The 24,915-nt window shown below is 65.4% G+C and carries 25 protein-coding genes; 13 read left to right on the plus strand and 12 right to left on the minus strand.

Features of this window, described 5'->3' with window-relative positions; translation table 11 throughout:
- Positions 1-5 precede the first annotated feature (5 nt).
- Positions 6-1,136, plus strand: a complete 1,131-nt coding sequence (locus M2343_RS10285; RefSeq protein WP_264576567.1) for a DUF1176 domain-containing protein — start codon at positions 6-8, stop codon at positions 1,134-1,136.
- Between the two features lie 19 nt (positions 1,137-1,155).
- On the opposite strand, the gene M2343_RS10290 is transcribed toward M2343_RS10285, so the two are convergent.
- From M2343_RS10290 to M2343_RS10310, 5 genes are all read right to left on the minus strand, one after another.
- Complete coding sequence (locus M2343_RS10290) at positions 1,156-1,737, minus strand: MarR family winged helix-turn-helix transcriptional regulator (RefSeq protein ID WP_264576568.1); 582 nt, start codon at positions 1,735-1,737, stop codon at positions 1,156-1,158.
- 130 nt (positions 1,738-1,867) lie between these two features.
- Entirely contained in the window at positions 1,868-4,786 is a 2,919-nt protein-coding gene (locus M2343_RS10295) for a TonB-dependent receptor domain-containing protein (protein ID WP_181558698.1), read from the minus strand.
- A gap of 202 nt (positions 4,787-4,988) precedes the next feature.
- Positions 4,989-6,245 carry a gallate dioxygenase gene (locus M2343_RS10300; RefSeq protein WP_264576569.1) on the minus strand — a complete coding sequence of 419 codons (1,257 nt, stop codon included), beginning with the start codon at positions 6,243-6,245 and terminating at the stop codon, positions 4,989-4,991.
- 176 nt (positions 6,246-6,421) lie between these two features.
- Positions 6,422-7,027: an SOS response-associated peptidase gene (locus M2343_RS10305; protein ID WP_264576570.1), complete on the minus strand. Its 606-nt coding sequence runs from the start codon at positions 7,025-7,027 to the stop codon at positions 6,422-6,424.
- A gap of 58 nt (positions 7,028-7,085) precedes the next feature.
- Positions 7,086-8,342 carry a hypothetical protein gene (locus M2343_RS10310; protein ID WP_264576571.1) on the minus strand — a complete coding sequence of 419 codons (1,257 nt, stop codon included), beginning with the start codon at positions 8,340-8,342 and terminating at the stop codon, positions 7,086-7,088.
- A gap of 206 nt (positions 8,343-8,548) precedes the next feature.
- Here M2343_RS10310 and M2343_RS10315 point away from each other — a divergent pair, with 206 nt between their 5' ends.
- From M2343_RS10315 to M2343_RS10325, 3 genes are all read left to right on the plus strand, one after another.
- Positions 8,549-9,007 carry a cupin domain-containing protein gene (locus M2343_RS10315; RefSeq protein ID WP_264576572.1) on the plus strand — a complete coding sequence of 153 codons (459 nt, stop codon included), beginning with the start codon at positions 8,549-8,551 and terminating at the stop codon, positions 9,005-9,007.
- Between the two features lie 78 nt (positions 9,008-9,085).
- Positions 9,086-9,502 carry a group II truncated hemoglobin gene (locus tag M2343_RS10320; protein WP_264576573.1) on the plus strand — a complete coding sequence of 139 codons (417 nt, stop codon included), beginning with the start codon at positions 9,086-9,088 and terminating at the stop codon, positions 9,500-9,502.
- Between the two features lie 209 nt (positions 9,503-9,711).
- A complete protein-coding gene (locus tag M2343_RS10325) occupies positions 9,712-10,368 on the plus strand; it encodes a flavin reductase family protein (protein WP_264576574.1) in 657 nt (218 codons plus the stop codon).
- A gap of 308 nt (positions 10,369-10,676) precedes the next feature.
- On the opposite strand, the gene yihA is transcribed toward M2343_RS10325, so the two are convergent.
- From yihA to rpmH, 5 genes are all read right to left on the minus strand, one after another.
- The gene (gene yihA, locus M2343_RS10330; protein ID WP_264576575.1) at positions 10,677-11,345 is read right to left on the minus strand and encodes a ribosome biogenesis GTP-binding protein YihA/YsxC; all 669 of its coding nucleotides are present in this window, start codon (positions 11,343-11,345) and stop codon (positions 10,677-10,679) included.
- A gap of 222 nt (positions 11,346-11,567) precedes the next feature.
- Positions 11,568-13,289 carry a membrane protein insertase YidC gene (yidC, locus tag M2343_RS10335; protein WP_264576576.1) on the minus strand — a complete coding sequence of 574 codons (1,722 nt, stop codon included), beginning with the start codon at positions 13,287-13,289 and terminating at the stop codon, positions 11,568-11,570.
- A 49-nt stretch (positions 13,290-13,338) separates the two neighbouring features.
- Positions 13,339-13,551, minus strand: a complete 213-nt coding sequence (gene yidD, locus M2343_RS10340; RefSeq protein WP_181558690.1) for a membrane protein insertion efficiency factor YidD — start codon at positions 13,549-13,551, stop codon at positions 13,339-13,341.
- 169 nt (positions 13,552-13,720) lie between these two features.
- The gene (gene rnpA, locus M2343_RS10345) at positions 13,721-14,161 is read right to left on the minus strand and encodes a ribonuclease P protein component (RefSeq protein ID WP_264577541.1); all 441 of its coding nucleotides are present in this window, start codon (positions 14,159-14,161) and stop codon (positions 13,721-13,723) included.
- 44 nt (positions 14,162-14,205) lie between these two features.
- The gene (rpmH, locus tag M2343_RS10350; RefSeq protein WP_014074358.1) at positions 14,206-14,340 is read right to left on the minus strand and encodes a 50S ribosomal protein L34; all 135 of its coding nucleotides are present in this window, start codon (positions 14,338-14,340) and stop codon (positions 14,206-14,208) included.
- Between the two features lie 263 nt (positions 14,341-14,603).
- On the opposite strand from rpmH, the gene ruvA reads away from it, so the two are divergent.
- The 9 genes from ruvA (at position 14,604) to pal (ending at position 21,394) form a co-directional block, all read left to right on the plus strand.
- Positions 14,604-15,221, plus strand: a complete 618-nt coding sequence (gene ruvA, locus M2343_RS10355) for a Holliday junction branch migration protein RuvA (protein WP_264572363.1) — start codon at positions 14,604-14,606, stop codon at positions 15,219-15,221.
- On the plus strand, positions 15,218-15,694 hold the full coding sequence (locus M2343_RS10360; protein WP_264576577.1) for a hypothetical protein: 477 nt from the start codon (positions 15,218-15,220) through the stop codon (positions 15,692-15,694). The genes ruvA and M2343_RS10360 overlap by 4 nt, the downstream gene beginning before the upstream one ends.
- Before the next feature lie 55 nt (positions 15,695-15,749).
- The gene (ruvB, locus tag M2343_RS10365) at positions 15,750-16,775 is read left to right on the plus strand and encodes a Holliday junction branch migration DNA helicase RuvB (protein WP_264576578.1); all 1,026 of its coding nucleotides are present in this window, start codon (positions 15,750-15,752) and stop codon (positions 16,773-16,775) included.
- 116 nt (positions 16,776-16,891) lie between these two features.
- A complete protein-coding gene (gene ybgC, locus M2343_RS10370; RefSeq protein WP_264576579.1) occupies positions 16,892-17,350 on the plus strand; it encodes a tol-pal system-associated acyl-CoA thioesterase in 459 nt (152 codons plus the stop codon).
- 20 nt (positions 17,351-17,370) lie between these two features.
- Positions 17,371-18,075 (plus strand): protein TolQ, encoded by a 705-nt coding sequence (gene tolQ / locus M2343_RS10375; protein ID WP_181558686.1) that lies wholly within the window; start codon positions 17,371-17,373, stop codon positions 18,073-18,075.
- On the plus strand, positions 18,075-18,545 hold the full coding sequence (locus tag M2343_RS10380; RefSeq protein WP_181558685.1) for an ExbD/TolR family protein: 471 nt from the start codon (positions 18,075-18,077) through the stop codon (positions 18,543-18,545). The genes tolQ and M2343_RS10380 overlap by 1 nt, the downstream gene beginning before the upstream one ends.
- A 9-nt stretch (positions 18,546-18,554) precedes the next feature.
- Complete coding sequence (locus M2343_RS10385; RefSeq protein WP_264576580.1) at positions 18,555-19,418, plus strand: TonB C-terminal domain-containing protein; 864 nt, start codon at positions 18,555-18,557, stop codon at positions 19,416-19,418.
- Positions 19,419-19,423: 5 nt separating this feature from the next.
- Positions 19,424-20,767 carry a Tol-Pal system beta propeller repeat protein TolB gene (tolB, locus tag M2343_RS10390; protein WP_181561302.1) on the plus strand — a complete coding sequence of 448 codons (1,344 nt, stop codon included), beginning with the start codon at positions 19,424-19,426 and terminating at the stop codon, positions 20,765-20,767.
- A gap of 111 nt (positions 20,768-20,878) precedes the next feature.
- Complete coding sequence (gene pal, locus M2343_RS10395; RefSeq protein ID WP_264571999.1) at positions 20,879-21,394, plus strand: peptidoglycan-associated lipoprotein Pal; 516 nt, start codon at positions 20,879-20,881, stop codon at positions 21,392-21,394.
- 87 nt (positions 21,395-21,481) lie between these two features.
- Here pal and M2343_RS10400 read toward each other — a convergent pair whose 3' ends face one another.
- Positions 21,482-21,784: a hypothetical protein gene (locus M2343_RS10400; protein ID WP_181558682.1), complete on the minus strand. Its 303-nt coding sequence runs from the start codon at positions 21,782-21,784 to the stop codon at positions 21,482-21,484.
- Between the two features lie 29 nt (positions 21,785-21,813).
- Positions 21,814-24,687 carry a M16 family metallopeptidase gene (locus tag M2343_RS10405; RefSeq protein WP_264576581.1) on the minus strand — a complete coding sequence of 958 codons (2,874 nt, stop codon included), beginning with the start codon at positions 24,685-24,687 and terminating at the stop codon, positions 21,814-21,816.
- Positions 24,688-24,915: the final 228 nt, after the last annotated feature.

The raw sequence follows: 24,915 nt of genomic DNA on the forward strand, positions 1-24,915 counted from the left end.
GCGGAATGACAAGGATTTCACGGCTTCTGCGCGTCAGCGCGCTGGCTCTCGCGGGCCTGGCCACGGTCGCGCCCGCCGCCCCGCAGCGCGGCGACCAGACGTCGGGGTCTGTCCTCTCGACCGCGCCCGTTGTGGCAGAACCGGTGCTGGGTCGTCTGCGTGTTTTCGACAACTGGGCCGTGGGCTGCGACAATCGCCTGTCCTGCAGTGCGGTATCGCTGAACCCGGAAGGGGTGGACACGCCCAACCGGCTGCTGGTCCTCATCCATCGCGACGGCGGACCCGCAGGTGCCACCAGCCTGCGCGTGCTGCTGGCCGACCGGCTGCGCGACCGGGTCGATTTCATGATCGATGGAACGCGCCGTGTGCGACAGAAGGTCGATGGCGACACGATTGCGCTGGATGGCCAGACCGCATTGGAGGTCGTGCGGTCCATGGGCTCCAGCTATGTGTTCGAGCTGTACGATCGCAACCGGACGGTCATCGGCGCCCCGTCGCTGCAAGGCGTCGCAGCGGCACTGCGCTACATGGATGAGCAGCAGGGCCGCATCGGCAGCCGCGGCGCGCTGGCCGCCATCGGTGATGGCCCGGCCGACATGGCGCGGCCGCTGCCGGCCGATCCCGCGCTGCCCAAGACGATCCCGCTCCTCGCCGAAACCGCGACGCCTGCGCTCACGCCGCAAGAGCAAGCCACGGCCCAGCGCCTGGCGCAGTGCGAGAGTGGGCTGGAGAGCAGTCGTCAGCCCGATCTCCATACACTCGATGCCGGGCATGTCCTGCTGCTGCTGCCCTGCGATGCGGGCGCATATAATGTGAGCGCCGTCCCACTGATCGCGAGCGGCGAGCCCGGCAACCGGACGATCGCCTTCGCCCCGTTCGATCATCTCCCCGGCTTCACCGGCGATGCCAGCGCCCCGCCGCTGATTATGAACGCCCGCTGGAATCCTTCGCGCGGTGAGCTTTCCAGCTTCGCCAAGGGACGTGGCCTTGGCGACTGCGGCACGGCGGAGACCTACCGCTGGGATGGCACCCGCTTCCGGCTGACGGAAGCCCGCTCCATGCCGGTCTGCCGGGGCGCCTGGGAATGGCCGGTGCTGTTCTCGCTGAAGGAAGAGGCGACAACGGGACGGCCGTAACCAGCCGCATGACCGCGCCTCAGCAGTAATCGTCCAGCCGGGCGTGGACCTGTTCCAGGACCTCCAGCGCAATGGCCAGCTTCTCAGGTGGAATGTCCCGCAGGATGTCCGCGCGCAAATCATTGGTGATCGCCATGATGTCTCGCGTGGCGGCCAGCCCTTTTTCGGTGATCCGGTTGTGGACGACCCGGCGGTCGACCTGGCTCTGCGCGCGTTCGATCAGGCCGTCGCGTTCCAGCGTGTTGAGCATATGGGCCATGGTCGGCCCTTCGACGCCGATCAGTTGGGCCAGTTCGCGCTGGGAGAGGTCGTCGCGGGCGCAGGCGAGCAGATACATCGTCTCCCACCGCGCCATGCTTTGCCCAACACTGCGGACCTTGTCATTGGCAAGCTTGCGCCAGCGCCGTGCCGCGACGACCAGCGCGCGCGTGGTCCGGAAAAAGGTGACGGTCCGCTCGTCGGGCTTGGCCCCGGCGTAGAAATTGGAGAGATGTCGCGTGGCATCCTCAATGGGAAAACCGCCAAATCGCGGAAGGCTGCGCGATGTCGCCGCGTCCTCTTCGCTGGTGGAACCCTGTGCGGACGGAGCCTTGTCGACCATCATTCTCCCTTACGTGCCGTTCCAGCAGACCTCCCGCACCTGCACCCGCTCCGTCAAGAGCGATCCGTCGGCCGGCCTGTGCGCCAAAGGGTGCCGTGCCGGACGAAACGCGCCCGGCACGGCAGGGGGATCAGAAGGACGTGCGGATGCCGGCCTTGTACATGCGCCCAACCGGGTTGAAGAGCACGTTGTTACCGCTGCCGTTCGCACCGGGGAAGTTCGGCGGATCGACATTGAACACATTGTCCACGCCGAAATAGACGCTCAGCTTGTTATCGCCGCCGACCGGCACCTTCACCGTGCCCATCATGTCGACATAGGTACGCGAGGGCATGGCGTTGGTGCTGGAGCTGCTGGAGGCCGTGATTACATAGCCAGGCTGCTCGGCGCCGATGAACGCCGCGTTGTAGAAGCCCTTGTTGATCCAGCGAACATGGGTGGAGAGCGAGAACAGCTCACCCAGGTCGAGGCCCACGGTCGCGTCAACCGTCCAGTCGGGGATGCCCGGAGGCGTACCGCCGCGCAGACCGGTCTGGCCGGCCCGTTCGACCGGTCCAACGGCGTCCACGGTCACCAGATCGATGACATGGCTGGCCATGACGGACAGGTTCACCGCGCTGGCCGCGCCGACGGGCTGGCGATAGTTCAGCTCCATGTCGATGCCGCGGGCGTTGAGCTGGTTCACATTCTGCACAACGTCACGAACATTGGTGATGACGCCATTGGCCGCACCACCATCGCGCGTGACCAGCGAGCAGCTCAGCGTATCGCCCTGCGAGCAGCGCGTCACGATGTTCTGCTGGCCGAGCGTGCTGATCGCATCCTTGATCTTGATGTCATAATAATCGACCGACGCCCGGAACCGCCCGAGCATCCCACCGCTTGGCTGCAAGACGATGCCAGCGGTGAACGTGTCCGCCTTTTCCGGCCGCAGATTGGGGTTGGAGCCCAGCGTGATCGGCACGACCGTCTGCTGACCGCCACGCGCCGGATCGTTGAGAATGCCGGACGCACTCGTGATCGGGCCGAACAGTTCCGAGACGTTGGGCGCGCGGATGTCGCGCGACTTGGTCACGCGGAAGCGGACCGCATCGACCGGCGCCCAGACGCCGCCAACCTTCCATGTGGTCACATTGACCGTGCTGCTCGGGAAGAAGTCGCTGGACCGCTTGTAGTGGGTCCGGCGGACGGCGCCGTTCAAGCTCAGTTCGCGGAAGAACGCCGTGTCGCGCAGGATCGGCACTTCGGCCTCACCATAAGCCTCGACCACCTGAATCTTGCCCGAGATAACCGATCCGTTGCCGGTGAAGAAGGCCAGCGCCTTGGAATTGGCATCGGCATCGCCGCTGACGCTGTCGCTGCGATATTCCGCGCCCACGGCGACGCCGAGCGGCCCGGCGGGCAGATCGAACAGCGAGCCGGTGACGTTGGCAGCGACGACATGCTGGGTGGTGATGTTGGTCTGGAAGGCATCGGCCGTGACATAGGCCTTGGCCGCCGCGAAGGTGGCGCCTTGGCCGGAGCCGAAGGGATTGAGGGCCACGCAGGCAGGGTCGTTATTGGTTGTGCTGGCATCGGCATTCACCCGGCACACCGGCGCCCCGCCGGGCCCGGCCACCGCGTCGAGCGCCTTGAGGATGCGCGAGGTGATCGTGCCGCCCGTGATATCGCTGCGGAACTCGTTGCGGCCGAACTGATAATAGATGTCCGCCGACCAGTTGGGCGAAATCTCATATTTGGCGGACGCGACGGCGCGATAGACGTCGTTCTTCACGACCAGCTGGCCCGGTCCAACATCCTTGAATCCCTTGCCCAGCGTGAAGCTGGTGAGGCCATTGGCGTCCATGATGGTGCGCAGGTCCAGCGCGGGATTGCTGGAGGTGGGAATGAACGGGTTGTCGCGCTGGATGGTGATGGCCGTATTGCGATACGGCACTGCGCGGTGGCGACCTTCGCCATGGCCGTAGTTGAAGCCGAACTCCATCGTCAGGGCCGGCGTGGCTTCCCACGTGGCGAACGCCATGGCGTTGTAGCGCTTGGTGGGGGAGACGATCGGGAAATCGAAATAGATGTTCTCGCCCGGGCCGTCATTGGTGCCGCCAAGCTGATAGAGGTTGTTGGCCAGCGTGCCCTGTGTGGTGCGGAACGGCGTGCCGTCGGCGCGGAAGCCGATGCCGTCGATCGCGCGGAGAGCCGGGACGAGGCGGCCGGCATAAGCCGAGCTCGGCGGCGTGGTGATACCGTTATAGGGCGCCGTCCAGGGATAGACGCCCGCGAGGATGTTGTTGGCGGGCAGGCTTGTCACGCCGGGATTGCGGCTGATGTTGATGAAGCCATTGGCGCACCAGTCGCGCGAGGGGCAGCTTTCCACACCCTCCGCCTTTTCATATTCGCCGCCCACGAGCAGATGCAGCGTCTCGCCGATCTGCCAGCCACCGGCCGCACCGAACTGGGTGGTGAAATTATCGCCATATTGCGAAAAGCCGACCTGGGCATTGGCCTTATAGCCGGTGAACGCCTTGTCGATGAGCAGGTTGACGACGCCCGACACGGCATCCGAACCATAGACCGCCGAGGCGCCGCCCGTGACGACTTCGGCACGCTGGAGCATGATCGAGGGGATCATGTTGGTGTCGACCGTCGCCTGCGTGGTGGACGGCACGAAGCGCTTGCCGTCGACGAGGGTCAGCGTGCGCACCGCGCCCAGACCGCGAAGATCGAGGATGCGACCGCCGACATAGCCGCCCGCCGCGCCGAGGCCGGTCGAGGCCGGAGAGTTGGTCGCGCGGAAGGCAGGTAGCTCGTTCAGCGCATCGCCGAGATTGGTGATGCCGCGTGTTTCCAGTCGCTCAGCGCCCAGAACCGCCACGGGGGTCGGCCGGTCGAAACCGGAGGCGATGCGCGATCCGGTGACCACGATGGCCTCGTCGCTTGCATCTGCTCTATCGCTTTGGGGGGCGCTGTCCTGCGCGAAAGCAGGGAAAGCGAGGACGGTGGCGAGGGCCGCGAAACAGGCGTGCTGACGCAGCACGCGCGCAGATCTCTTCATTGCAAAGTCTCCCAGACAAATTATCGTTGTTAGGGAGCTATCTATTCATCAGATTCTGTTAGTTTGCAATCTACTTTGTCGGTGTCCGGGCGAAGGTCGATATGGTGTGGCGCAAATGCGGCAGGCTGTCGCGGGATGCCCCATGAGAAAGGCGGTAAACCAAGGTCCGCCGCCCTCTCACGTGCAATCCGAGCCGCGCGGCTTATTGCTTGCCGGCCACCGAATAGGTGATCGCGGCATTGCGGGTCTTCTGGAAATCGGGAACGCTCAGGCCCTTGAAGGCGGCATAAACGTCGATATTGCCGATACCGAGCACCGCGGCCATCTTCTCCAGCATGAAGAAGATGACGCCATAGTGGATCATGCCGATCCAGTTGCGGCTACGGATCAAGTCCTTCTCTTCGTCGGTCAGGTCCGACTCGGCGAAGAGCGCTTCCTGATCCTCGACAAACCGCTTGCGGAACTCCGGCTCGATCAGGCGGTGGAGGAAATGGTTGATGCGGAAGCCCTTGACCGCCCGGTCGATGGTGAAGGGATAGGTGCCCTCGATCGCCTCGACGCCCGCCAGCTCGCGGGACGCGCGGGCACGCAGTTGCTCGTCGGTTTCGGCTGGCGGCACCGGATCGCCCAGATCCTTGAACAGCATCGTCGCGATGGCCGTCATTGACGGGAGGAAGTAGCTCTGGTGCAATTTCTCGACCTGTTCGGAAAGCGCGCCGCGCATCAGCAGCCACATCACCACCTCGGCCCCTTCCCAGCCGCCGAGCTTGGCGAGATCCGTCACCGTCGCGTCGAGCAATGATTCAGGATCATTGGTGAGCTTCTCCATGAACTCCATGTCCCAGGCGGTATTGTTGAACCCGCACCGCTCGCCATGGACCTGATGGGAAAGGCCACCGGTACCCGCAATCGCGACCTTGATGTCCTTGGGATAGCTCTGGATCGCGCGACGCAGCGAGCGGCCGAACTTCCAGAAGCGACGCGCCTTGGGGATCGGATGCTGAAGCACGCCACATTGGAGAGGGACCAGCCGACACGGCCAGCCCTGCTCATGCGGCAGCAGCACGGAGAGGGGCGAGAAGGCGCCATGGTCCAGCCCCATGCCCTGCCAATAGGCCAGGTCGAACTCGTCGGCGACCATGCACTCCGCGATGTGCTTGGCAAGGTCCGGGTCGCCCTTGATCGCGGGCAGATCGCGCTTGCCGCCGCCTTCGTCCGCCGGCTCATACTCTTCGCCAATGCCCAGCGCGAAATGCGAGTAATGGGTGAAGAAGGAGGTCATGTGGTCGTTGTAGACATACAGGATGACATCGGGCTTCTCGTCCGCCAGCCATTGCTTGACCGGCTCGAACCCCTCAAAGATCGGCGCCCAGACGGGATCGGTCTGCTTGTTCGCATCCTTGGCGAACGCGATGGTCGGCGTGTGCGAAACGGCGAAACCGCCGATGATCCTGGCCATGAGCCTCTCCTCTTGTCTCTGCGGCGCAAGCACGGACTCGTCGCCGGTGGCGCGGAGTGTAGGTTGCACCCTATTTGTACGCAACACAAACGAAGTGGCCGAAGGGCGGCATTGGCGAGCGCCCGACCTCCTTATCTCGTTATTCCCGCGAACGCGGGAACGATGAAGGGGATTGTTTAGCGTGGCCCCGCATCATCCATCGTCATCGCCTGCGACGGGTAAGGCGCAACCAGCCGCTGCGCCTCCTTCCAGTCCGCGCGCAGCCAGCGGCCATGGTCTTCGGCATGCAGGATGACCGGCATGGTGCGCGGGTTGACCGAGGCGACCAGCCGGTTCGGCTCGCAGGTCAGCAGCGCGAAACTCGCCACCTCGCTGTCCCGCCAGATGCCCGCGAACGCGAAGATCGCCGCATCCGGCAGCGAGAAACGATGCGCGACACGCTTGCCGGCGCGCGGATCGGGCACCTGCGACCAGAGCTGGAAGCTGGTAACCGGCACCAGGCAGCGGAACTCGGTATGCCGCAGCGTGCCAATCCAGAATGGGCTTTCGACATGGCGCACATGCGCGACCGGCGCGCCGCCGGTAAGCGCAGCGGCTGGCGGCGGCGGCACACCCCACAAACGCGGCACCAGCCGGCGCAAGCCGTCGCGCCCGCGCACGATCACCGGCCCATAGCGCCCCGGCGTCATATATCCGCCCGGCCACGGGTCTTCACCGGGGTCCGCATGGAGCGCCGCGCCGATCTGCGCGGCACTGGCATCGAGGCGATAGAGGGACGTCATGGTTGCGCCCGACCCTTCCCGCGCGGGACCGCGCGGTCAAGCGGGACGATTTCCCCTTCTACCGCGACGCTGCGACAGAAGCCACTTCGGCAGAAGGCGGTGCCTCAGATGTCTCGGGAGCAGCCACGGGCTCGACAGATTCGGACGCCGCAGTCGGACCGGACGAGTCCGGATAGGACGCGAGCGCGCGCTCTGGCAGATCATAGCGGTCCATCGTCACCGCAGAACAGGCGTAGGTGGCCTGATTGTGCCACTGCGCCGCAGCCATGCGAGCCGCAAGATCAGCATGACGTGAAGATACCAACGTCCGCGCCTGCTCGATGTTGCTTGTCCAGAACATGGCGCTCTGCACCTTCTGGCCAGTCGAAAGGCTTGCGCCCATGACAGGCACGAAATCGCCCGCGTAGACAACCGAGCCCGGCGCCACATGTAGACGGGGGGCACCAAAGCAATTGCTGCTGGTGGCTACCGCAGGGCCGGCCACCATGTTTTCCAGCGCATAGTCGCCGGCCGTGACTCGAATAAGCTGGACCTCATAGTTCTGCTTCTTGTCCGCGCTGGCGATATTGAGGCGATAGGTGGTGCCATCGCCCGTTTTCTTCCAGTCGCGCGGCTGGTAGACCAGATCCTGCTTTTCTACGTCGTAGCGGGCGAGACTGACGCTGGCTGAGCGTCCTGCGCTCGTGACCATCGGACGGCGAAATGCCAGGACGACCAGCCCCTCATTCTCGCCCAGGGCGATAGCCGCCCCTGGATCGATCTTTTTGCCCGCGAACAGGCTGCCAGGCCCGGCAGTCGGCGCGTCCAGGGTTAGTGCCGGATCCTCGACCTGCGTAAAGCTCGTGCGCGTGGTCACCTCGCCTTCAACCGTCTGCGCACCCACGATCCCGTCAAAATAGGCGTCACGCTGCGCGTCGCCCATTGCGAGCAGGCTCTCTTGTCGCGACTTGGGCGCCTCCACCAACCGCCAGCCGCGAATGAGTAAGCACTGGCGCCGATTGGCCCGCCGCTGCTCGCCTTGGACGATCATGCCGCCGATCAGTCCGCCAAGCCCGCCGCCGATGCCCGCCGCAAGTGGAGAGATAACGGCAGGGTTATAATAATATGGGACGGTTCCTGCAGGCGTACGGGAGCCGCGTGCGATCAGGCGGCATTCCTGCCAGTCCCGGTCATAGTCCGCCCGGGTTGCGCCGGGCTTGTTGTAGAAGCGCGTGTCCTTAAGGTCGCGAGCGGCGTCCTTGGCGATATCCTCCGGCTTATCATCGGGGTCGACAGGCGGCGACTGCGGAACGGCAGGCGGACTATCGCCGCCCACCGGGACCAGGACCGTCCCCTGCGCCAGCCCCGGCTCGGCCGGTAATGTTGCAAGAATTCCGAGCGCCAGACAACGGCGCGCAAAAGCACGATACCCCCTCATGATCCCCCCTAAACTCCTGTTTCAACACGGCGTTATCGCCAATCTGGAATGTGGGCAATCGAGATTTCTTGCCCAGTAATATAATGGTGTCTCATAATGATTTCATGACCGATCCCACCGCCCGCGCCCTCATCGACCGCCTCGCTCTCCAGCCGCATCCGGAAGGCGGATGGTATCGCGAGACCTGGCGGGCTGAGGCCGTGCCCGGCGAGCGCGCCGGGGCGACGGCGATCTATTTCCTGCTCGAGGCTGGTCAGCGTTCCCATTGGCACAAGGTGGATGCGAGCGAGAGCTGGCTCTGGCACGCCGGCCACGCGCTCAGCCTCTCCACCGCGCCGGGCAACGAAGGCCCGGTCACAGCCCTACGCCTCGGCGGCGATGTGCTGGCGGGCGAGATCCCGCAGCATGTCATCGCCCCGCACCACTGGCAGGCCGCCGAGGCCGACCGAGGCTGGGCGCTTGTCTCGTGCATCGTCACCCCGGGTTTCGACTTTGCCGGTTTCACGCTCGCTCCGCCTGGCTGGGCACCGGGTTGCACATCAGGCGATCCCTCCCCGGCTTGATCCAGCGCAAGGCGACGCGGCGCCGGCCCTGACATGCAAGCCTCATGATGAGGAGCCCTGCGCCATGAGCCACGCCGAATGACCCAGTCCACCGCCGCCGAAGCACCCCCGCCCGATCCGGCCCCGCTGCCCTATGACGAGATCGGCGGCACGCCGGCCGTCCGCGCGCTGGTCGAGCGCTTCTACGATCTCATGGAGCAGGACCTGCGCTTTGCCGAATTGCGGGCGATACATGCGCCCGATCTGGCGCCGATGCGGGAGTCGCTGACCGGATTCCTCACCGCCTGGCTCGGCGGCCCACGTGACTGGTTCACGCAAAAGCCCGGCGCCTGCATCATGTCCGCGCATCGCCAGATCGGCTTTGGCGATGTGGAAACCCGGCAATGGACGCAAGCAATGGCGCAGGCGCTGATCGACACCGGCGTAGAGGAAGCGCTGGCCGAGAAAATGAACGCTGCCTTCGCCCGTATGGGTAGAGCGATGCAGAGCGATTAGACCGGTTGGCTTAGGGCCGTTCTGCATCGTTGCCGCTATCGGCCCGCCTCGCAAAACCGCGTGGCGGGCGAAATGTCGTGAATGCGGCCTCCAATCACACCCCGCGAAAATATCTTAGACGGAAGCGCAGACACGCCTTATAGGCCTAGCGAGTCAGAAACCGGAAATAATTCCGGCATAGTGAAGCTTGCCAAGGGACCTGCGTCATCATGAGAGAATTTCACTCCTATCGCCCGGCCGAGGGCCATCGTCTCAAGCACCAGCCGGCCAACGCGATCGTCGCGCCCCGCCCGATCGGCTGGATCAGTACGGTCAGCGCCGAGGGGGTCGCCAATCTCGCCCCGTTCAGCCTGTTCAACATCGCCAGCTATCGCCCGCTGATCATCGGCTTTTCTTCCGGCGGTGAGAAGGACAGCGTCCGCAATGCGCGGGAAACCGGTGAGTTCGTCTGGAACTTGGTTGGCCGCGACGTCACAGACGTGATGATCCTGACGGGGGACGAGGTGGGGCCCGAGGTCGACGAGTTCGAGATGGCGGGGATCGAGAAGATCGCCTCGATCGATGTCGCACCGCCGCGCGTGGCGGCGAGTCCCGCCCAGTTCGAATGCAAGGTGACGGAGATCGTCCACCTCAAGGATCTGGATGGCGTCCCCAGCGACTTCCGGGTGGTCTTCGGCCAGGTCGTGCACGTGCACATCAATCAGGATTGTATCCTCGACGGCACCTATCAGACTACCCATGCCGTGCCGGTGTCGCGCGGGGGCGGCCCGGCCGATTACTATGAGACGCGTGCCGATGCCCTGGTTCAGAAATGGCGGCGCGGCCCGGTCACGCCCGTCGACCGCAAGCGAGAGTTTTCCAAGTGATCTGACGGCTCGAAATGTCTGACCCGCCCCCCCCGAGTCTCGACACGGACGATATGGGCGACGACATTTGAAGCGGCTGCCAGAGGTGAAACGGGGGGATTTTCGGCTTTGACCGTCAGCGGCCAGGTCTTTTGGATTTGCAGGGCGATAGGCTGGTATTGGGCTGAGAGCTGCCTGCACTATCGCCTGCAATGCTCGAACGCGCTCGGCGCGATGGAGACGCCCGACATAAGCCATGTTGCGGCAGGAGGGGGCCAATACCGCGAACGGCATCCCTGAGATGCCGCGCCCAGCCCCGCCGCCAGCCCTCAGTCGAGCGCCTCAATCACCGCCGCGCGCAACTCCGGCAGGCCCATGCCCTTCTCGCTCGATGTCGGGATGATCTGCGGATGGGCCGCCGGGCGCTTGCGCACTTCTGCTGCAGTCCGCTCGGTGACGATAGCGAGGTCGGTCGCCTTCACCTTATCGGCCTTGGTCAGCACCATGCGGTAGCTCACCGCTGCTTCATCCAGCATGTCGAGCAGCGTGCGGTCGACATCCTTGAGGCCGTGGCGGGCATCGACCAGCACCAGCGCGCGCTTGAGGACGGCACGCCCGCGCAGGAAATCGTTCACGAGGAAGCGCCACTGCTTGACCACATCCTTGGGCGCCTTGGCATAGCCATAGCCGGGCATGTCCACGAGGCGGAAGCGCAGCGGCTCGCCCACGTCGAAGAAGTTCAATTCCTGCGTGCGTCCCGGCGTGTTGGATGTGCGCGCAAGACCATTGCGGTTGGCCAGCGCATTGATGAGCGAGGACTTGCCGACATTGGAGCGCCCGGCAAAGGCGACCTCCGGCACATCTGCTGGCGGCAGGAAGTTCAGCCCCGGCGCGGATTTGAGGAAGCTGATCGGCCCGGAAAAGATCCGGCGGGCCTCCTCGATGCGGGCGGCGGTGTCCTGATCGCTCTGGGCTTGATCTGTGTCGGTCTGGCTCATGCCATCCCCCTAGCGCCAGACGCGGCGCCCGTCACCTGAAAGGGCAAGGAGCGGGAAAGCGGGGTGCGGTCGATCCCGAAGATCAGCGGGACCCCGGGTCAAGCCCGGGGTGACGAAGTTGGAATGAGATCATCCCTGGAAGCGCAAGTGGGATAGGGCGCTTGCTCCCCACCGTCACCCCGGGCTTGACCCGGGGTCCCGCTGCTCGATCTTCCCCTCGCCTCAACCCTTCGCCGGATCCGCTGCCGGCTGCCCCAGCACGGGATGCTGGCGATACAGCCACCATTGCTGCGCGATGGTGAGGATGTTGGATGTGCACCAGTAGATCAGCAGGCCGGCCGCGAACGGCGCCATGATGAACATCATCATCCAGGGCATCAGCGAGAAAATCTGCTTCTGCACATCGTCCATCGGTGCCGGGTTCAGCTTGAACTGCAGCCACATGGTGATGCCAAGGATCACCGCCAGCACGCCGATGCCGAGGAACGAGGGCGGCGTGAACGGCAGCAGGCCGAACAGGTTGAGGATGTGCGCCGGATCGGGCGCGGACAGATCCTTGATCCACAGGTAGAAAGGCTGGTGGCGCATATCCACCGTCAGCATCAGCACCTTGTAGAGCGCGAAGAAGATGGGGATCTGCAGGAAGATCGGCAGGCAGCCCGCGAGCGGATTGACCTTCTCCGTCTTGTACAGCGCCATGATCTCCTGCTGCATCTTGGGCTTGTCGTTCTTGTAGCGCTCCTGCAGCGCCTTCATCTTCGGCTGGATGGCGCGCATCGCCGCCATGCTGGCGAACTGCCGCTGGGCGACCGGGAACATCAGGCCACGCACGATGAAGGTGAGGCAGATGATCGCCACGCCGAAATTGCCGATGTGGCGGAACAGCCAGTCGAGCAGATAGAAGATCGGCTTCTCGAACCAGCGGAACCAGCCCCAGTCGATCGCGCGGTCGAACAGCGCGATGCCCTGCTGGTCCATGTAGCGGTCGAGCACCGGGGTTTCCTTGGCGCCGACGAACAGCCGGCTCGTCGTGCTGAGCGAGGTACCGGGCTGGACGACGGCGGGCGCATAGGTCAGGTCGGCCTGATAGCGGTCGCTCGCGCCCTTGCGGAACTGCGCATCGACCGGCAGCGTCTGCGCCGGGATGAGCGCGGCATGCCAATAGAGATCGGTAAAGCCCAGCCAGCCGCCGGTGGTGGAGAAGCGCTTGTCGCCATCCTTGTCCAACTTGTCGAAGCCGATGTCATAATTGGCCGATCCGTTGAACACGCCCATCGGGCCGGTGTGGATCGTCCAGGTCGACTTGTCCTTGCTGTGGCCGGTGCGCGAGAGCAGGCCATAGTTGCGGACGGCGATGGCATTGCCGCCCGCATTCTCGACCGTCTGCGCGACAGTGAGCAGATAATCCTCGTCGATCGACAGGCGGATGAGGAAGGTCTGCCCCACGCCGTTGCTCCAGCGCAGCGTCACCGGCGTCTGCGGGGTCAGCTTGGTGCCGTCGGCTGTCCACACGGTGTTCGCATCCGGCACGCGCACGCCTTCGCCGCTCCAGCCGAAGCTCGCGAAATAGGCGTCCGCCGTGCCGCTCGGCGCGAGCAGGCGGACCGGGGGCGATTTTTCATCCACCGTCTGGCGGTGCGTCGGCAGCACGACATCATCGATGCGGGCGCCGCGCAGATTGATGGAGCCGCGCAGCTTGGGCGTCTCGATGGCGACGCGCTGGCTTTCGCCCAGCACGGCCTCGATCGGGCGAATCGCCTGCGCGCCTTCGGCCAGCGGTCCGCCGCGCACATTGGGCGCTGCGCCCTTCTGCTTCGCCTGCTGCTCGGCTCGCTCGATCGGCTGGGCCGATGGCGGGAAGAAATAATTGCTGATGACCGGCCAGCCAAAGAGAATAGCAATGGTCAGCACCACGGCGAGAAGGATGTTGCGCTTGTCGTCCACGTCTCTTTGGCTTCCGTCTCTTTGTCAGCTCATGTCAGGGGATTCGGCGTCAGGGCACCGGATCATGGCCGCAGCCGCCCCATGGGTGGCAGCGCAATAGCCGCTTCAACGCCAGCCAGCCACCCCTTATCGCCCCATATTTCCGCAGGGCCTCGATGGCATATTGGGAGCAGCTCGGCGAATAGCGGCAGGAGGGCGGCAGAATCCGGCTCGGCCCGATCTGCCAGAAGCGCGCGACGAGGATGAGAAGGCGCGCAATCACGGGGCGGAGTGGTCGAGTATGCGGCGACGCCATGGTCTTCCAGCCTCGATCACCGTGCTCCTGCGAAGACAGGAGCCCAAGGCCCGACCGACTGCTCTTGCCGTCCTAGCCTCCTGCCTGCGCAGGAGCACGGGTTGTGCGGGGCCAGAGCGACAATCCCTCATCGACATCATGCGGGCGGCTCGTTGCGCGGGGCAGGGTCATTGTGCGGCGCCGGGGGCGTCACCCTCTTGCTCCCACCGGAGCCGCGACCACCCCGACCCCGTCCGCCTTCGCGCGGCGGGGCACCCTTGCCGCTGGCGACGCGCCGCAGCGCTTTCTCAAGCTCGGCGGCCAGCGAGGCATAATCCCGCTCCACGCCGCCCTCGCGGCCGATCAGCACATGATCGGCGCCGGCAATGGCGTGAACGGGGAGGATCTCGCGCGCAAGCGCACGAAAACGGCGCTTCATCCGGTTCCGGATGACAGCGCCGCCTATCTTTTTGGTGACGGTAATGCCGAGGCGGGCCGTGGGATCGCCATCGCCCCGATCGCGCACCAGCAGCACGAAGCCTGGCATGGGTGCGCGCTGGCCGCGATTGGCGGCCAGATAGTCGGCGCGGCGGGTCATGCGACCCACGACGCGCCGCAGCGCGCCGTCCGCGCCGGGCTCGATCAGGCGGTCAGCTTCTTGCGGCCGCGGGCGCGGCGCGCGTTCAGCAGCTTGCGGCCGGCTGCCGTCGCCATGCGCAGGCGGAAACCGTGGCGGCGCTTGCGAACAAGGTTGCTCGGCTGAAAGGTGCGCTTCATCGTTCATTCCTCAAAATCGAATCAGGTTCTGCAGACTCGACAAAAATGGCCGCCTCGCCCCGATCCGGGAGGAGCGGCCGTCTGTCCGAAGGCGCGCGGATAGGCAAAGCGGGCTTATTTGTCAATCAGCGGCACGGAAAAGGACGCCGCCCTGCGCTGCTCTCTTAGGCGGGCCGCGCTGCGACCTGCAAGGGAATGAATAGCCACGCGCGCCTCATTCAGAAACGGTGGAAACGAAGCGGGAACATCGCTACACCCGCCTCATGATCGCGCATTTGAAAGGCCTGCTCGTCTCCACCGGACTGGATAGTGCCGTCATCGATGTCGGTGGCGTGGGTTATCTGGTCGGCATGTCCTCGCGCAGCCTGTCCGCGCTCGGCAGCGTCGGCGGAGCCGTCACCGTGCATACCGAGATGCTGGTCGGCGAGGAGTTCATCCGGCTGGTCGGCTTCGCCAGCGAGGCGGAGCGCGACTGGTTCCGCCTGCTGACCGGTGTGCAGGGCGTGGGCGCCCGCGTGGCGCTGGCCATTCTCTCTGCGCTGGAGCCGAGCGACCTCCACCGCGCCATTGCCGCGCAGGACAAGGCGATGGTCGCCCGCGCGAACGGCGTGGGGCCCAAGCTCGCCGAACGGATCGTGCGCGAACTCAAGGACAAGGTGGGCGCCATCGCCACCGGATCCTTCGCCATCGGGCTGGATGCGAGCGGCGCGGCGATCCCGGCCGCGACGGGCGTGCAGGCCGATGCTCTCTCCGCCCTCGCCTCGCTGGGCTTCAAGCCGGGCGAAGCAAGCATCGCCGTCAGCGCCGCGCTGGACGAGCTGGGCGACAGCGCCTCGCTGGATGCTCTGGTCCGCCTCGCGCTGCGAAAGGCTGCCAAGTGAACGAAGAGATTGAAGCCATCATTCTTAAGGAGTGCGCTAGCATCGAAGCGACGGCACTGACTGACGGATTTAAGGTCGTGCTGGAGCAGCATAGTTCGTCTTTCAAGTGGCTCAACGCCTCTCTTCTCGCAGTCAACGGCGGGGGCGCGATCGCAATAGTGTCCTCAACGCAACTTTCAGATGTCACCAAGCTCCATGCTTGCTCGTCCTTCTTTATTGGCATTCTGTTGGCGCTACTGAGTGGTCGAGTTAGCCAAATGATTGCCACCAAAGCCCTCCCCTCCATAAAGAACCAAATCTTCTATTGGACAGGCGTTTCGATCAGTGGCCAACGAGATCTCGACGAAGAAAACCTTTTGAAAAAGGAAGCCGATGATTCTCTGAAACGGGCTTGGATCGGTCAGGGATGCGGATGGCTTTCTGTGACTGCGTTCGTGGCAGGCGCTGTTTTTATCGGACGCGGTTTAGCTTAGAAATGGCGATCAGTTCAAAATGGCGAAGGCTCTAGCAAGTGTGGGTTCTGCAACGATGCCGATAGCCTCCTCCCCCCTCCTCACCGCCGGCCGCACGCCTGAAGATATGGATGCCGCGCTGCGCCCAAAGACGCTGGACGATTTCGTCGGGCAGAAGGGCGCGCGCGAGAATCTGCGGATCTTCATTAATGCCGCCCGCGCACGCGGCGAAGCGCTCGATCACGTGCTGTTCTTCGGCCCGCCGGGCCTAGGCAAGACCACCCTCGCGCAGATCGTCGCGCGGGAGATGGGCGTGGGGTTCCGTGCCACGTCCGGTCCGGTCATCGCCAAGGCGGGCGATCTCGCCGCGCTGCTTACCAATCTCGATGAAGGCGACGTGCTGTTCATCGACGAGATTCACCGGCTCAATCCGGCGGTGGAGGAAATTCTCTACCCCGCCATGGAGGACCGCGCGCTCGACATCATGATCGGAGAAGGCCCCTCGGCCCGCTCGGTGCGGATCGATCTACCGTCTTTCACGCTGGTCGGCGCGACGACGCGGCAGGGCATGCTGGCCACGCCGCTGCGCGACCGGTTCGGCATCCCCGTGCGGCTCAACTTCTATACCGTCGATGAGCTGGAGCATGTCATCACCCGCGCCGCGCGGCTGCTCGACCTGCCGATCGCCCCCGATGGCGCGAGCGAAATCGCCCGCCGCGCCCGTGGTACGCCGCGCATTGCCGGACGGCTGCTGCGGCGGGTTCGTGATTTCGCCCATGCCGCCGGCCATGATGTCGTCGATGCCGCCGCCGCCGACGCCGCGCTGACCCGGCTGGAGGTCGACCAGCTCGGCCTCGACCTGATGGATCGCCGCTACCTGCGGATGATTGCCGACATTTATAAAGGCGGCCCGGTTGGTGCCGAGACGCTCGCCGCTGGCCTCTCCGAACCGCGCGACACCATCGAGGATGTCATCGAGCCCTATCTGCTCCAGCTTGGCATCATCGCGCGGACGGCCCGGGGCCGCATCCTGAATGCGCCGGGCTGGAAGCACCTCGGCCTCAATCCGCCAGAGGGCAGCCAGGACGGTTTGTTCGACTGAGGCGACAAGCGGCAAGCGATCCTCCCCGGTCCCGTGCGATAGAACGAAGATCTGCTGCGTTCTGACGCTTGAAAAGGCTTTCCGCCGCGAGTCGCGTCGGTTAGGACTGGTCGCCCATGCCTTCGCAAAGCGCCCTTCATCCCGCTTCGGGACAGTTTGAGAACGGAGAACATCGCTTCCCCGTGCGCGTCTATTTCGAGGACACGGACCTTTCCGGCGTCGTCTATCACGCCAATTATCTGCGCTATATGGAGCGCGCCCGCTCGGACATGCTGCGCCAGCTCGGTATCGATCAGCGCGCGGCACAGGAATCCGGCGAGGGCGTGTATGCGGTGACGGACATCGCGCTGCGCTACCGCGCGCCGGCGCGCCTGGACGATGATCTCACCGTGCGCAGCCAGCTGACGCAACTCGGCGCGGCGCGCTGCGTTATAGCCCAGTCGGTCTGGCGCGAGGACATGGAACTGACCCGAGGCAGCGTCACTGTTGCTTTCCTCGACAGCACCGGTCGCCCGCGCCGCCAGCCGGCTGACTGGATCGATCGCTTCAGCCGGCTTGCGCCGCTTCCTTCCTGACCGGAGAAAAACCCCCGCCCATGACCCTCACCCTCATGCTTGCTGCCGCAGCGCCGGACAATGCGCTCACTTTGTCGCCGGTGGACATGTTCCTCCAGGCGGATCTCGTCGTGAAGGCGGTGATGGTCGGCCTGCTGCTGGCCAGCGTCTGGACCTGGGGCATCATCTTCAGCTTCGCCGGACGGCTCCGGCGGATGCGCAAGGGATGCGACGAGTTCGAGCGCGCCTTCTGGCAGGCCAAGGACATGGACGCCTTCGCCAAGGAGCGCGGCCGGGAAGACCTGCCCAGCGCGCAGGTGCTCAATGCCGGCATCGCCGAATGGCGCCGCTCCACCGCCCAGCGCGGCATGAACCCGGACGGCACGCGCGACCGGCTCGCCACCGCCATGGGCTCCGCTCTGGCTGGCACCATCGACAAGATTTCCGACCGGCTGAACATCCTCGCCACCGTCGGCTCGGTGGCGCCCTTCGTCGGCCTGTTCGGCACCGTTTGGGGCATCATGCGCGCGTTCATCGCCATTGCCGGCGAGCAGAACACCAGCCTCGCGGTCGTGGCACCCGGCATTGCCGAGGCTTTGTTCGCGACCGCCATCGGCCTGTTCGCGGCCATTCCGGCGGTGATCGGCTACAATCGCCTCAGCCATGGCGTGAACCGGCTGGAGGCGCGGGTCCAGCGCTTCTCGGACGGACTCTACACCACCTTCAGCCGCGAGCTTGAATCCTGATGGGCATGAACCTGCCTTCCAACCGGCGGGGCGGGCGACGCGCGCCCATGGCGGACATTAACGTCACGCCGCTGGTCGACGTGATGCTGGTGCTGCTCATCATCTTCATGGTGACGGCTCCCTTGCTGGTGACCGGTGTGCCGGTGCGCTTGCCGGAAAGCCGCGCGAGCGCGCTGGACCAGGACAAGAAGCCCGCCATCGTCTCGGTCGATCCGGAGGGCGCGGTCTTCATCAATGACGATCCGGTGAGCGACGATGCGCTGCCGGACCGGCTCAATGCCTTGCGCGCCGGCCTTGGCCCGGACGAGCAGGTGTTCCTGCGCGCCGATGCCGCGCTCGATTATGGCCGCGTCATGCGCGTGATGGGCGAGCTCAATCGCGCCGGGCTGGACCGGGTGGCGCTTGTCACCACCGGGATCGGCATGGGCGGATCGGATCCGTCCACCGTGCGTTCAGTGACGGGCGAATAAGGGCGGGCAATGGACCAGCGCGAGCGTCTAGGACTGGGAATTTCCACGGCGGGCCATGTGCTTCTGCTCGGCGCGCTGTCGCTCGGCCTGTTTCAGAAGAGCGCCGATTTGAAACCGCCGTCGACCATCGACGTGACATTCGCGGATGCTGTTGCGCTCGAAAGCTTCACCCGCGAGCATGCGCCGGACGTGCCGCAAACCGCCACCGCGCCGGAAATCGGCGAGGTCGAGCCGGACGCGGCCCCGCCGCCGCCCTCCACCGCAGCGCCCGCCTCTACGGCGCAGCCCGATCCGGTCGCGCCGCCACCCCCGCCGCGCGCGCAGGCCCCCACGCCCAAACCGGCTCCGCCCCCGCCACCTGCGCCCAAACCGCGCGAACAGCGGGCCAGCACGCGCGAGACGCCAGCCGCCAAGCCCGCGCCCTCCCGCCCCGCGCGTGAGGAGGCGCCGCGTCAGCGTGCATCCCGGCTGGGCGACGATTTCCTCAAGGGCATCGATGCCGAGACGGCCTCCAGCCGCGCGACGCCCAACACCAGCGGCTCCAACGCCAAGCTCAGCCCGGTCGCGGCCCGCGCGCTCAATGCGGAGATCACCCGCCAGATCAAGCCGCACTGGCGCCCACCCTCGGGCGCCGATGCCGAAAAGCTGGTGACGCTGCTCAGTGTCCACCTGACACCGGACGGGCGCATCGATGGCCGGGTCGAGGTCGTCGGGCAGGAGGGCGTGACGGCCAGCAATCGCGCCCAGGCCGATCTCCATGCCGAGCGGGCCGTGCAGGCCGTGATGCGCGCCGCGCCGTTCAAGAACCTGCCCGCCGAATTTTATGAACAGTGGAAGTGGCTCCGGCCGCTCCGCATTTATGCGAGTCTGTGACCATGATGATGCTCAGCCTTCGACGCAAAACCCTGCGCGGTGCCAGCGCCCTGCTGGCCCTGCTCATCGCGATGCCCGCCACGGCGCAGCTCAGCGTGGACGTCACCAATCCGGTCGAGAGCGATCTGCGGATCGCCGTTCCGGCTATGCCGACCCAGCAAAATGTCGAAACGCCGGCGGGCTCCACCCAGTCCCTCGGCCAGCGTATCGCCGAGGTGATCGCCAACGATCTGCGCGGCTCCGGGCTGTTCACGCCGCTCGGCCCCAATGGCGTGCAGCCGCCCTCCATGGCGGAAGTCACCAGCCCCGTCTTCGCGCGCTGGTCCGCGATGAATGCCGAGGCGCTGGTGCAGGGCTTCGTGCGCTCAGCGGGCGGCGATTCGCAGATCACGGTCGGTTGCTATCTCTATGACGTATCGCTCGGCACCGAGCTTGCCCGGCAGGGCTATGTCGTCGCACCACGCGACTGGCGCCGGGCCGCCCATCGCTGCGCCGACCTTGTCTATTCGCGCCTGACCGGCGAGAGCCCGTTCTTCGATAGCCGCATCGCCTACATCGCCGAGACCGGCCCCAAGGACAATCGCGTCAAGCGCCTCGCCATCATGGACAGCGACGGCGCCAACCATCGCTTCATCACCAACGGCCAGAGCCTCGCGCTCACCCCGCGCTGGTCGCCGGATTATCGCTCCATCGCCTATGTGAGCTATGTCGGCCGCAACGTGCGCATCTACATCTATGATGTCGATCAGGGCCGCCAGCGCGTACTGCTGGAAGGCAGCGGCGCCATCTTCGCCCCGCGCTGGTCGCCGGACGGCCGCACTTTGCTCTACTCGATGGCCAGCGGCGCCAATACGGACATCTACAAGATCCCCGTCGCCGGCGGTCGCCCGACACGGCTGACCAACACGCCGGGCATCAATGTCGGCGGCTCCTTCTCGCCGGACGGGACGAAGGTCGTCTTCGAGAGCGATCGCTCGGGCGGGCAGCAGATCTATGTGATGAATGCGGATGGCTCGGGCCAGCGCCGCATCAGCTTCGGCGGTGGTCGCTACGCCACGCCGGAATGGAGCCCGCGCGGTGACCTCATCGCTTTCACCAAAATCGCCGGCAACTTCCGGGTCGGTGTGATGGATGTGAACGGCAGCAACGAGCGGCTGTTGACCAACGGCTGGCAGGATGAAGCGCCGACCTGGTCGCCCAATGGCCGTGTGCTGCAATTCTTCCGCACCGCAGCCGGTCGCTCCGGTAATTCCTCCATCTGGCAGGTCGATCTGACCGGCGTGAACGAGCGCAAGATCGTAACGCCGGTGGACGGCTCGGACCCCGCCTGGGGGCCGCTGCTTCAGTGACGGGGAACCAATAATTCATCTTTGTTTTCATATCTTCAGGTTGACTTGTCGGCAAAACGCCCCAACCATACGACGAACCGGTTTGTGTTCAGGACAGTAGGAGAAGCCCCCATGCGTACCACACCCCTGTTGCTGCTGGTTTCCAGTGCCGCGCTCGCCCTTTCGGCCTGTGCCAAAAAGGCGCCGGAGACCCTTCCCCCCGCTCCGGCTGACACGGCTCCGCCGCCGGCCACCACGCCGACGCCCACGCCGAGCGGCCCGACCCCGGGCAGCCAGGCCGACTTCGTCGCCAGCGTGACCTCGGACCGCATCTTCTTCAATACGGATGAGAGCGACATCGACGATGAGGACCGCAATGTGCTGCGCAGCCAGGCCGAATGGCTGATGCGCTACCCGCAGAAGCGCGTGACCGTCGAAGGCCATGCCGACGAACGCGGCACCCGCGAGTACAACCTCGCCCTCGGCGAGCGTCGCGCCAATGCCGCCAAGAACTATCTGGCCTCGCTCGGCATCGATGCCGGCCGCATCAACACGATCAGCTACGGCAAGGAGCGCCCGGTCGCGCTCGGCTCGGATGAAGCCAGCTGGGCTCAGAACCGTCGCGCAGTCACTGTCACGGTCGACTGACACGCGCCACAGCGCCAAACAGAAAGGGCAGCCTTCCAAGCGGGAGGCTGCCCTTTTCTATGATCTGCCCTTCTGGCGGGCGGGCCGTCAGCCGCGCCGCGTACCCGTCATCGCCATAGTGCCGAAAGCGCCGGCATCGATGGTGCCGCTGATCTTGCCGTCGGTCACGATCGCCTCGCAGGTGAGCGTCATCGGCATGGGCATGGTCATTTCCATGGTCCAGGTCAGCCGATTGCCGTCCACCTTGCCGTTCTTCACATCGAGCGAGCCGAGCGGCCCCGCATTGGTGCCGTTGAACGTGTCTCCGTCCGTCACGACGGTGAACACGCTCGCCTGATCCCCCATCGGGGTTTTGGTGGTGCAATCATAAGCGCCGTCTACTTTGGCCATTTCATCTCTCCTTCCGGAATGAACGTTCTTCAGCGAGCGGGGGCCGCGTCGGGGGTGATCTCCGTCACGGGCAGCCCCAGCGGCTTGAGCTGATCCGCAATCTGGCTCTTGTCGCCCACCACTACCCAGCTCAGCTGTGCGGGATCGATCAGCTGCTTCGCCGCCGCGTCGAGCTGGGCCGGGGTGAGCGCCTGATAGCGCGCCCGCAGCGTCTCGACATAATCGAACGGCCGGCCGAACAGCGCATCCGCCTGCATCTGCCCGAGCACCGCGCCGGTCGTCTCGAACTTGCCCGGCAAGCCGGCGATCTCGCCATTCACCACGCGCGCGAATTCCTGCGGCGTCACGCGTTTTTGCCCAAGGAAGCTGACGATCTGATCCCGCATCGCCGCGATGGCCGGGCCTGTCTTGTCCGCCTGCACCGGCGCGCTGACCAGATAGGGGCTGCGCTCCAGCCGCCGGCTGAGCGCACCGCGCACGCCATAGGACCAGCCCTTGGCCTCCCGAATGTCCGCGTTCAGCCGCGAGAGGAAATCATCGCCCAGCACGGTGTTCGCCATGTTGAACGCGACCAGGTCATCGCGCCCCGTCGCCTTGGTGACGACGCCGCCCAGAATGACGGACTGCGGCGACTGCGGCCGGTCGATCAGGTAGATGCCCGGCTTGGGCGTCGGCACCGCCACCGAGAAATCCTTGACCGGCGAGGCCATGCGGTTCTGCGGCCAAGTGCCAAAGCGAGCCTCCAGCAGGGGCTTGATCTCGGCCATGGTGATGTCGCCGGCGACGAAGATCTCCGCCTTGCTCGGGACGATCCAGCCGCCATGGTAATGCACGAGGTCATCGCGCGTGATCGCCTTCACGGTCGCCTCCTCACCCCGCGCGCTGACGACGCCATAAGGATGCTGCGGGCCATAGAGCAGCGGCGAGATTGCCCGGTTGGCAAGGCCGCTGGGCTGCGTCTTTTCCGCCGCGATGCCGGCAAGCTGGATGGTCCGCAGCCGCTCGATCTCGCTCGGCGCGAAGGCGGGATTGCGGATCACATCCTGCAGCAGGTCGAGCGAGGGCGCCAGATTGGGCTTGAGTGCGAACAGGGAGATGGACGTGCGATCCATGCTCTGCCCGGTCGAGATGCTGGCGCCGAGCCGCTCCTGCTCCTCGGCGATCTGGATGGTCGAGCGGCTGGTGGTGCCCGCCTCCAGCAGGTCGAGCATCAGCGTGCCCAGCCCCATCCGGTCCCGCCGGTCACTGGCAAGCCCAGCGTCGAAATTGACTGCGATGCTGACGGTCGGCACGGTCGAGCGGGTCGCGACGTGCAGCTTGATGCCATTGCCGAGCGTCGCCGTCTCCACCGTGGGGAAATCGAGGTCCGGGTTCTGCGTTACATCCGGGATCGCCAGCGTCGGCTTGGGCGCCGCGACGTCCGCCGGCGCATTCTCGCCCGGCGCTGCGACAGTGGCGTCCGCATAGGCCTCCCGCTCACCGGGCTCGACCGTCAGTGCAAACACGGGGCGGGTGAGCCAGCGCTGCATCGCTGCCGTCACGGCCGTGGGCGTTGCGGCGGCGATGGCCGCCAGGTCCTTCTTGTACTGGGCAGGATCGCCCGAATATAACAGTCCCTCAGCGAGGGTGGACGCCTTGCCGCTGAATCCGCCGACCACTTCAAGCGCGGCAATCTCGCCGGCGACCTGCCGCGTGGCCACGCGGGTGACTTCATCGGCGGTCGGGCCAGTCTTGATGAAATCGCCCATGATCTCATCGAGCCGGCGGGAGACCAGCGCCGGATCGGTGCCGGGCTTCACGTCCGCCGTCGCCATGAAGAAGCCGAGTTGCTCGAACTGCTGCACGCCCGCGGTCACGCTCACCGCGATCTGCTCATCGCGGACGAGGATATTGTCCAGCCGCGAGCTGGCGAGACCGCCGAGCACCGCGCCGCCTACCGAGAGCAACGGCGCATCCTTGTCATTGCGGCCCGGCGTCACCCACATGCGATAGATGCGCGTGGTCGCCACGCGGTCCTTCATCACCTTGTCAACGCGTGCGGGCAGCGTCGGGATCGGCGCGGCAACCGGCTTGACCGCCGGCCCCGCCGCGATGCCGCCGAAATATTTCTCGACCTTCGCCTTGGCCGTGGCGGCGTCGATATCGCCGGCGAGCACCAGGATCGCGTTGTTCGGCCCGTAATGATCGCGGAACCAGCCCTTCACATCCTCCAGCGAGGCGGAGTCCAAATCCGCCATCGAGCCGATGGTCGAGTGGCCATAGGGATGGCCCTTGGGCAGCAGCGTCTCAAGCTGCACATATTCCACCAGGCCATAGGGCTGATTGTCACCCTGCCGCTTCTCGTTCTGCACCACGGCGCGCTGGGCGTCGAGCTTGCCTTGCGTCACCGCGCCGAGCAGGCGGCCCATGCGATCCGCCTCCATGAACAGCGCCCGATCGAGCGTGCCCGTCGGCACCGTCTCGACATAATTGGTGCGGTCGAACCACGTCGATCCATTGGTGGGTGTGGAACCGGCCGAAACCAAAGGCTCATCGAAATTGGGCACATTCTCCGACCCGCCGAACATCAGATGCTCGAAGAGATGCGCAAAGCCGGTCTTGCCTTCCGGCTCATGCTTGGAGCCGATCCGGTAGTAGACGGTGACGCCGACGACCGGCGCCTTGCGATCGGTATGCACGATTACGCGCAGGCCATTGGGCAGCGTGAACGTCTCGTAGGGAATGTCGACTCGCTTGATGAGATCGGCGAGCGGCGCGGGCTTGACGGCTGCGCTGGCCGTCGCGGCGGCTGCCGGACGGGGGGCAGGCTGCGCTTGCGACCAGGCCGGCACGGATGCCGTAAGGGCAAGGCTGCAAACGCCCAGATACATGAGGGCAGTCGAACGACGAACAGTCAGACGCATAGAATCTCCGACGAATATCAACAGGTCGCCACCCGTAGCAGCGACGGCCTGAACCATGGCCGGACCATAGCGGCAGGCGGCGGCCAAGCCTAGCACCGGATCGAACCGGCCCCGGATTGAGAACCCGCCAGCGAGTTTGAGCGTTGATCCCAACGAAGCTGGCATGGCATATTGGCGCAGCTCGATCATGCTGCCCGGATCGCGCCGGAGAAAAACGCGCCGCCCTCT

Origin of the sequence: Sphingobium sp. B8D3B, assembly GCF_025961875.1 — a bacterium.
Lineage (GTDB): Bacteria > Pseudomonadota > Alphaproteobacteria > Sphingomonadales > Sphingomonadaceae > Sphingobium.

What these genes read in the sequence shown, in the direction of transcription:
- M2343_RS10285 (WP_264576567.1), top strand. Translation starts at nt 6, where the DNA reads ATGACAAGGATTTCACGGCTTCTGCGCGTCAGCGCGCTGGCTCTCGCG.
- M2343_RS10290 (WP_264576568.1), bottom strand. Translation starts at nt 1,737, where the DNA reads ATGGTCGACAAGGCTCCGTCCGCACAGGGTTCCACCAGCGAAGAGGAC.
- M2343_RS10295 (WP_181558698.1), bottom strand. Translation starts at nt 4,786, where the DNA reads ATGAAGAGATCTGCGCGCGTGCTGCGTCAGCACGCCTGTTTCGCGGCC.
- M2343_RS10300 (WP_264576569.1), bottom strand. Translation starts at nt 6,245, where the DNA reads ATGGCCAGGATCATCGGCGGTTTCGCCGTTTCGCACACGCCGACCATC.
- M2343_RS10305 (WP_264576570.1), bottom strand. Translation starts at nt 7,027, where the DNA reads ATGACGTCCCTCTATCGCCTCGATGCCAGTGCCGCGCAGATCGGCGCG.
- M2343_RS10315 (WP_264576572.1), top strand. Translation starts at nt 8,549, where the DNA reads ATGACCGATCCCACCGCCCGCGCCCTCATCGACCGCCTCGCTCTCCAG.
- M2343_RS10320 (WP_264576573.1), top strand. Translation starts at nt 9,086, where the DNA reads ATGACCCAGTCCACCGCCGCCGAAGCACCCCCGCCCGATCCGGCCCCG.
- M2343_RS10325 (WP_264576574.1), top strand. Translation starts at nt 9,712, where the DNA reads ATGAGAGAATTTCACTCCTATCGCCCGGCCGAGGGCCATCGTCTCAAG.
- yihA (WP_264576575.1), bottom strand. Translation starts at nt 11,345, where the DNA reads ATGAGCCAGACCGACACAGATCAAGCCCAGAGCGATCAGGACACCGCC.
- rnpA (WP_264577541.1), bottom strand. Translation starts at nt 14,161, where the DNA reads ATGACCCGCCGCGCCGACTATCTGGCCGCCAATCGCGGCCAGCGCGCA.
- rpmH (WP_014074358.1), bottom strand. Translation starts at nt 14,340, where the DNA reads ATGAAGCGCACCTTTCAGCCGAGCAACCTTGTTCGCAAGCGCCGCCAC.
- ruvA (WP_264572363.1), top strand. Translation starts at nt 14,604, where the DNA reads ATGATCGCGCATTTGAAAGGCCTGCTCGTCTCCACCGGACTGGATAGT.
- ruvB (WP_264576578.1), top strand. Translation starts at nt 15,750, where the DNA reads ATGCCGATAGCCTCCTCCCCCCTCCTCACCGCCGGCCGCACGCCTGAA.
- ybgC (WP_264576579.1), top strand. Translation starts at nt 16,892, where the DNA reads ATGCCTTCGCAAAGCGCCCTTCATCCCGCTTCGGGACAGTTTGAGAAC.
- tolQ (WP_181558686.1), top strand. Translation starts at nt 17,371, where the DNA reads ATGACCCTCACCCTCATGCTTGCTGCCGCAGCGCCGGACAATGCGCTC.
- M2343_RS10380 (WP_181558685.1), top strand. Translation starts at nt 18,075, where the DNA reads ATGGGCATGAACCTGCCTTCCAACCGGCGGGGCGGGCGACGCGCGCCC.
- M2343_RS10385 (WP_264576580.1), top strand. Translation starts at nt 18,555, where the DNA reads ATGGACCAGCGCGAGCGTCTAGGACTGGGAATTTCCACGGCGGGCCAT.
- tolB (WP_181561302.1), top strand. Translation starts at nt 19,424, where the DNA reads ATGATGCTCAGCCTTCGACGCAAAACCCTGCGCGGTGCCAGCGCCCTG.
- pal (WP_264571999.1), top strand. Translation starts at nt 20,879, where the DNA reads ATGCGTACCACACCCCTGTTGCTGCTGGTTTCCAGTGCCGCGCTCGCC.
- M2343_RS10400 (WP_181558682.1), bottom strand. Translation starts at nt 21,784, where the DNA reads ATGGCCAAAGTAGACGGCGCTTATGATTGCACCACCAAAACCCCGATG.
- M2343_RS10405 (WP_264576581.1), bottom strand. Translation starts at nt 24,687, where the DNA reads ATGCGTCTGACTGTTCGTCGTTCGACTGCCCTCATGTATCTGGGCGTT.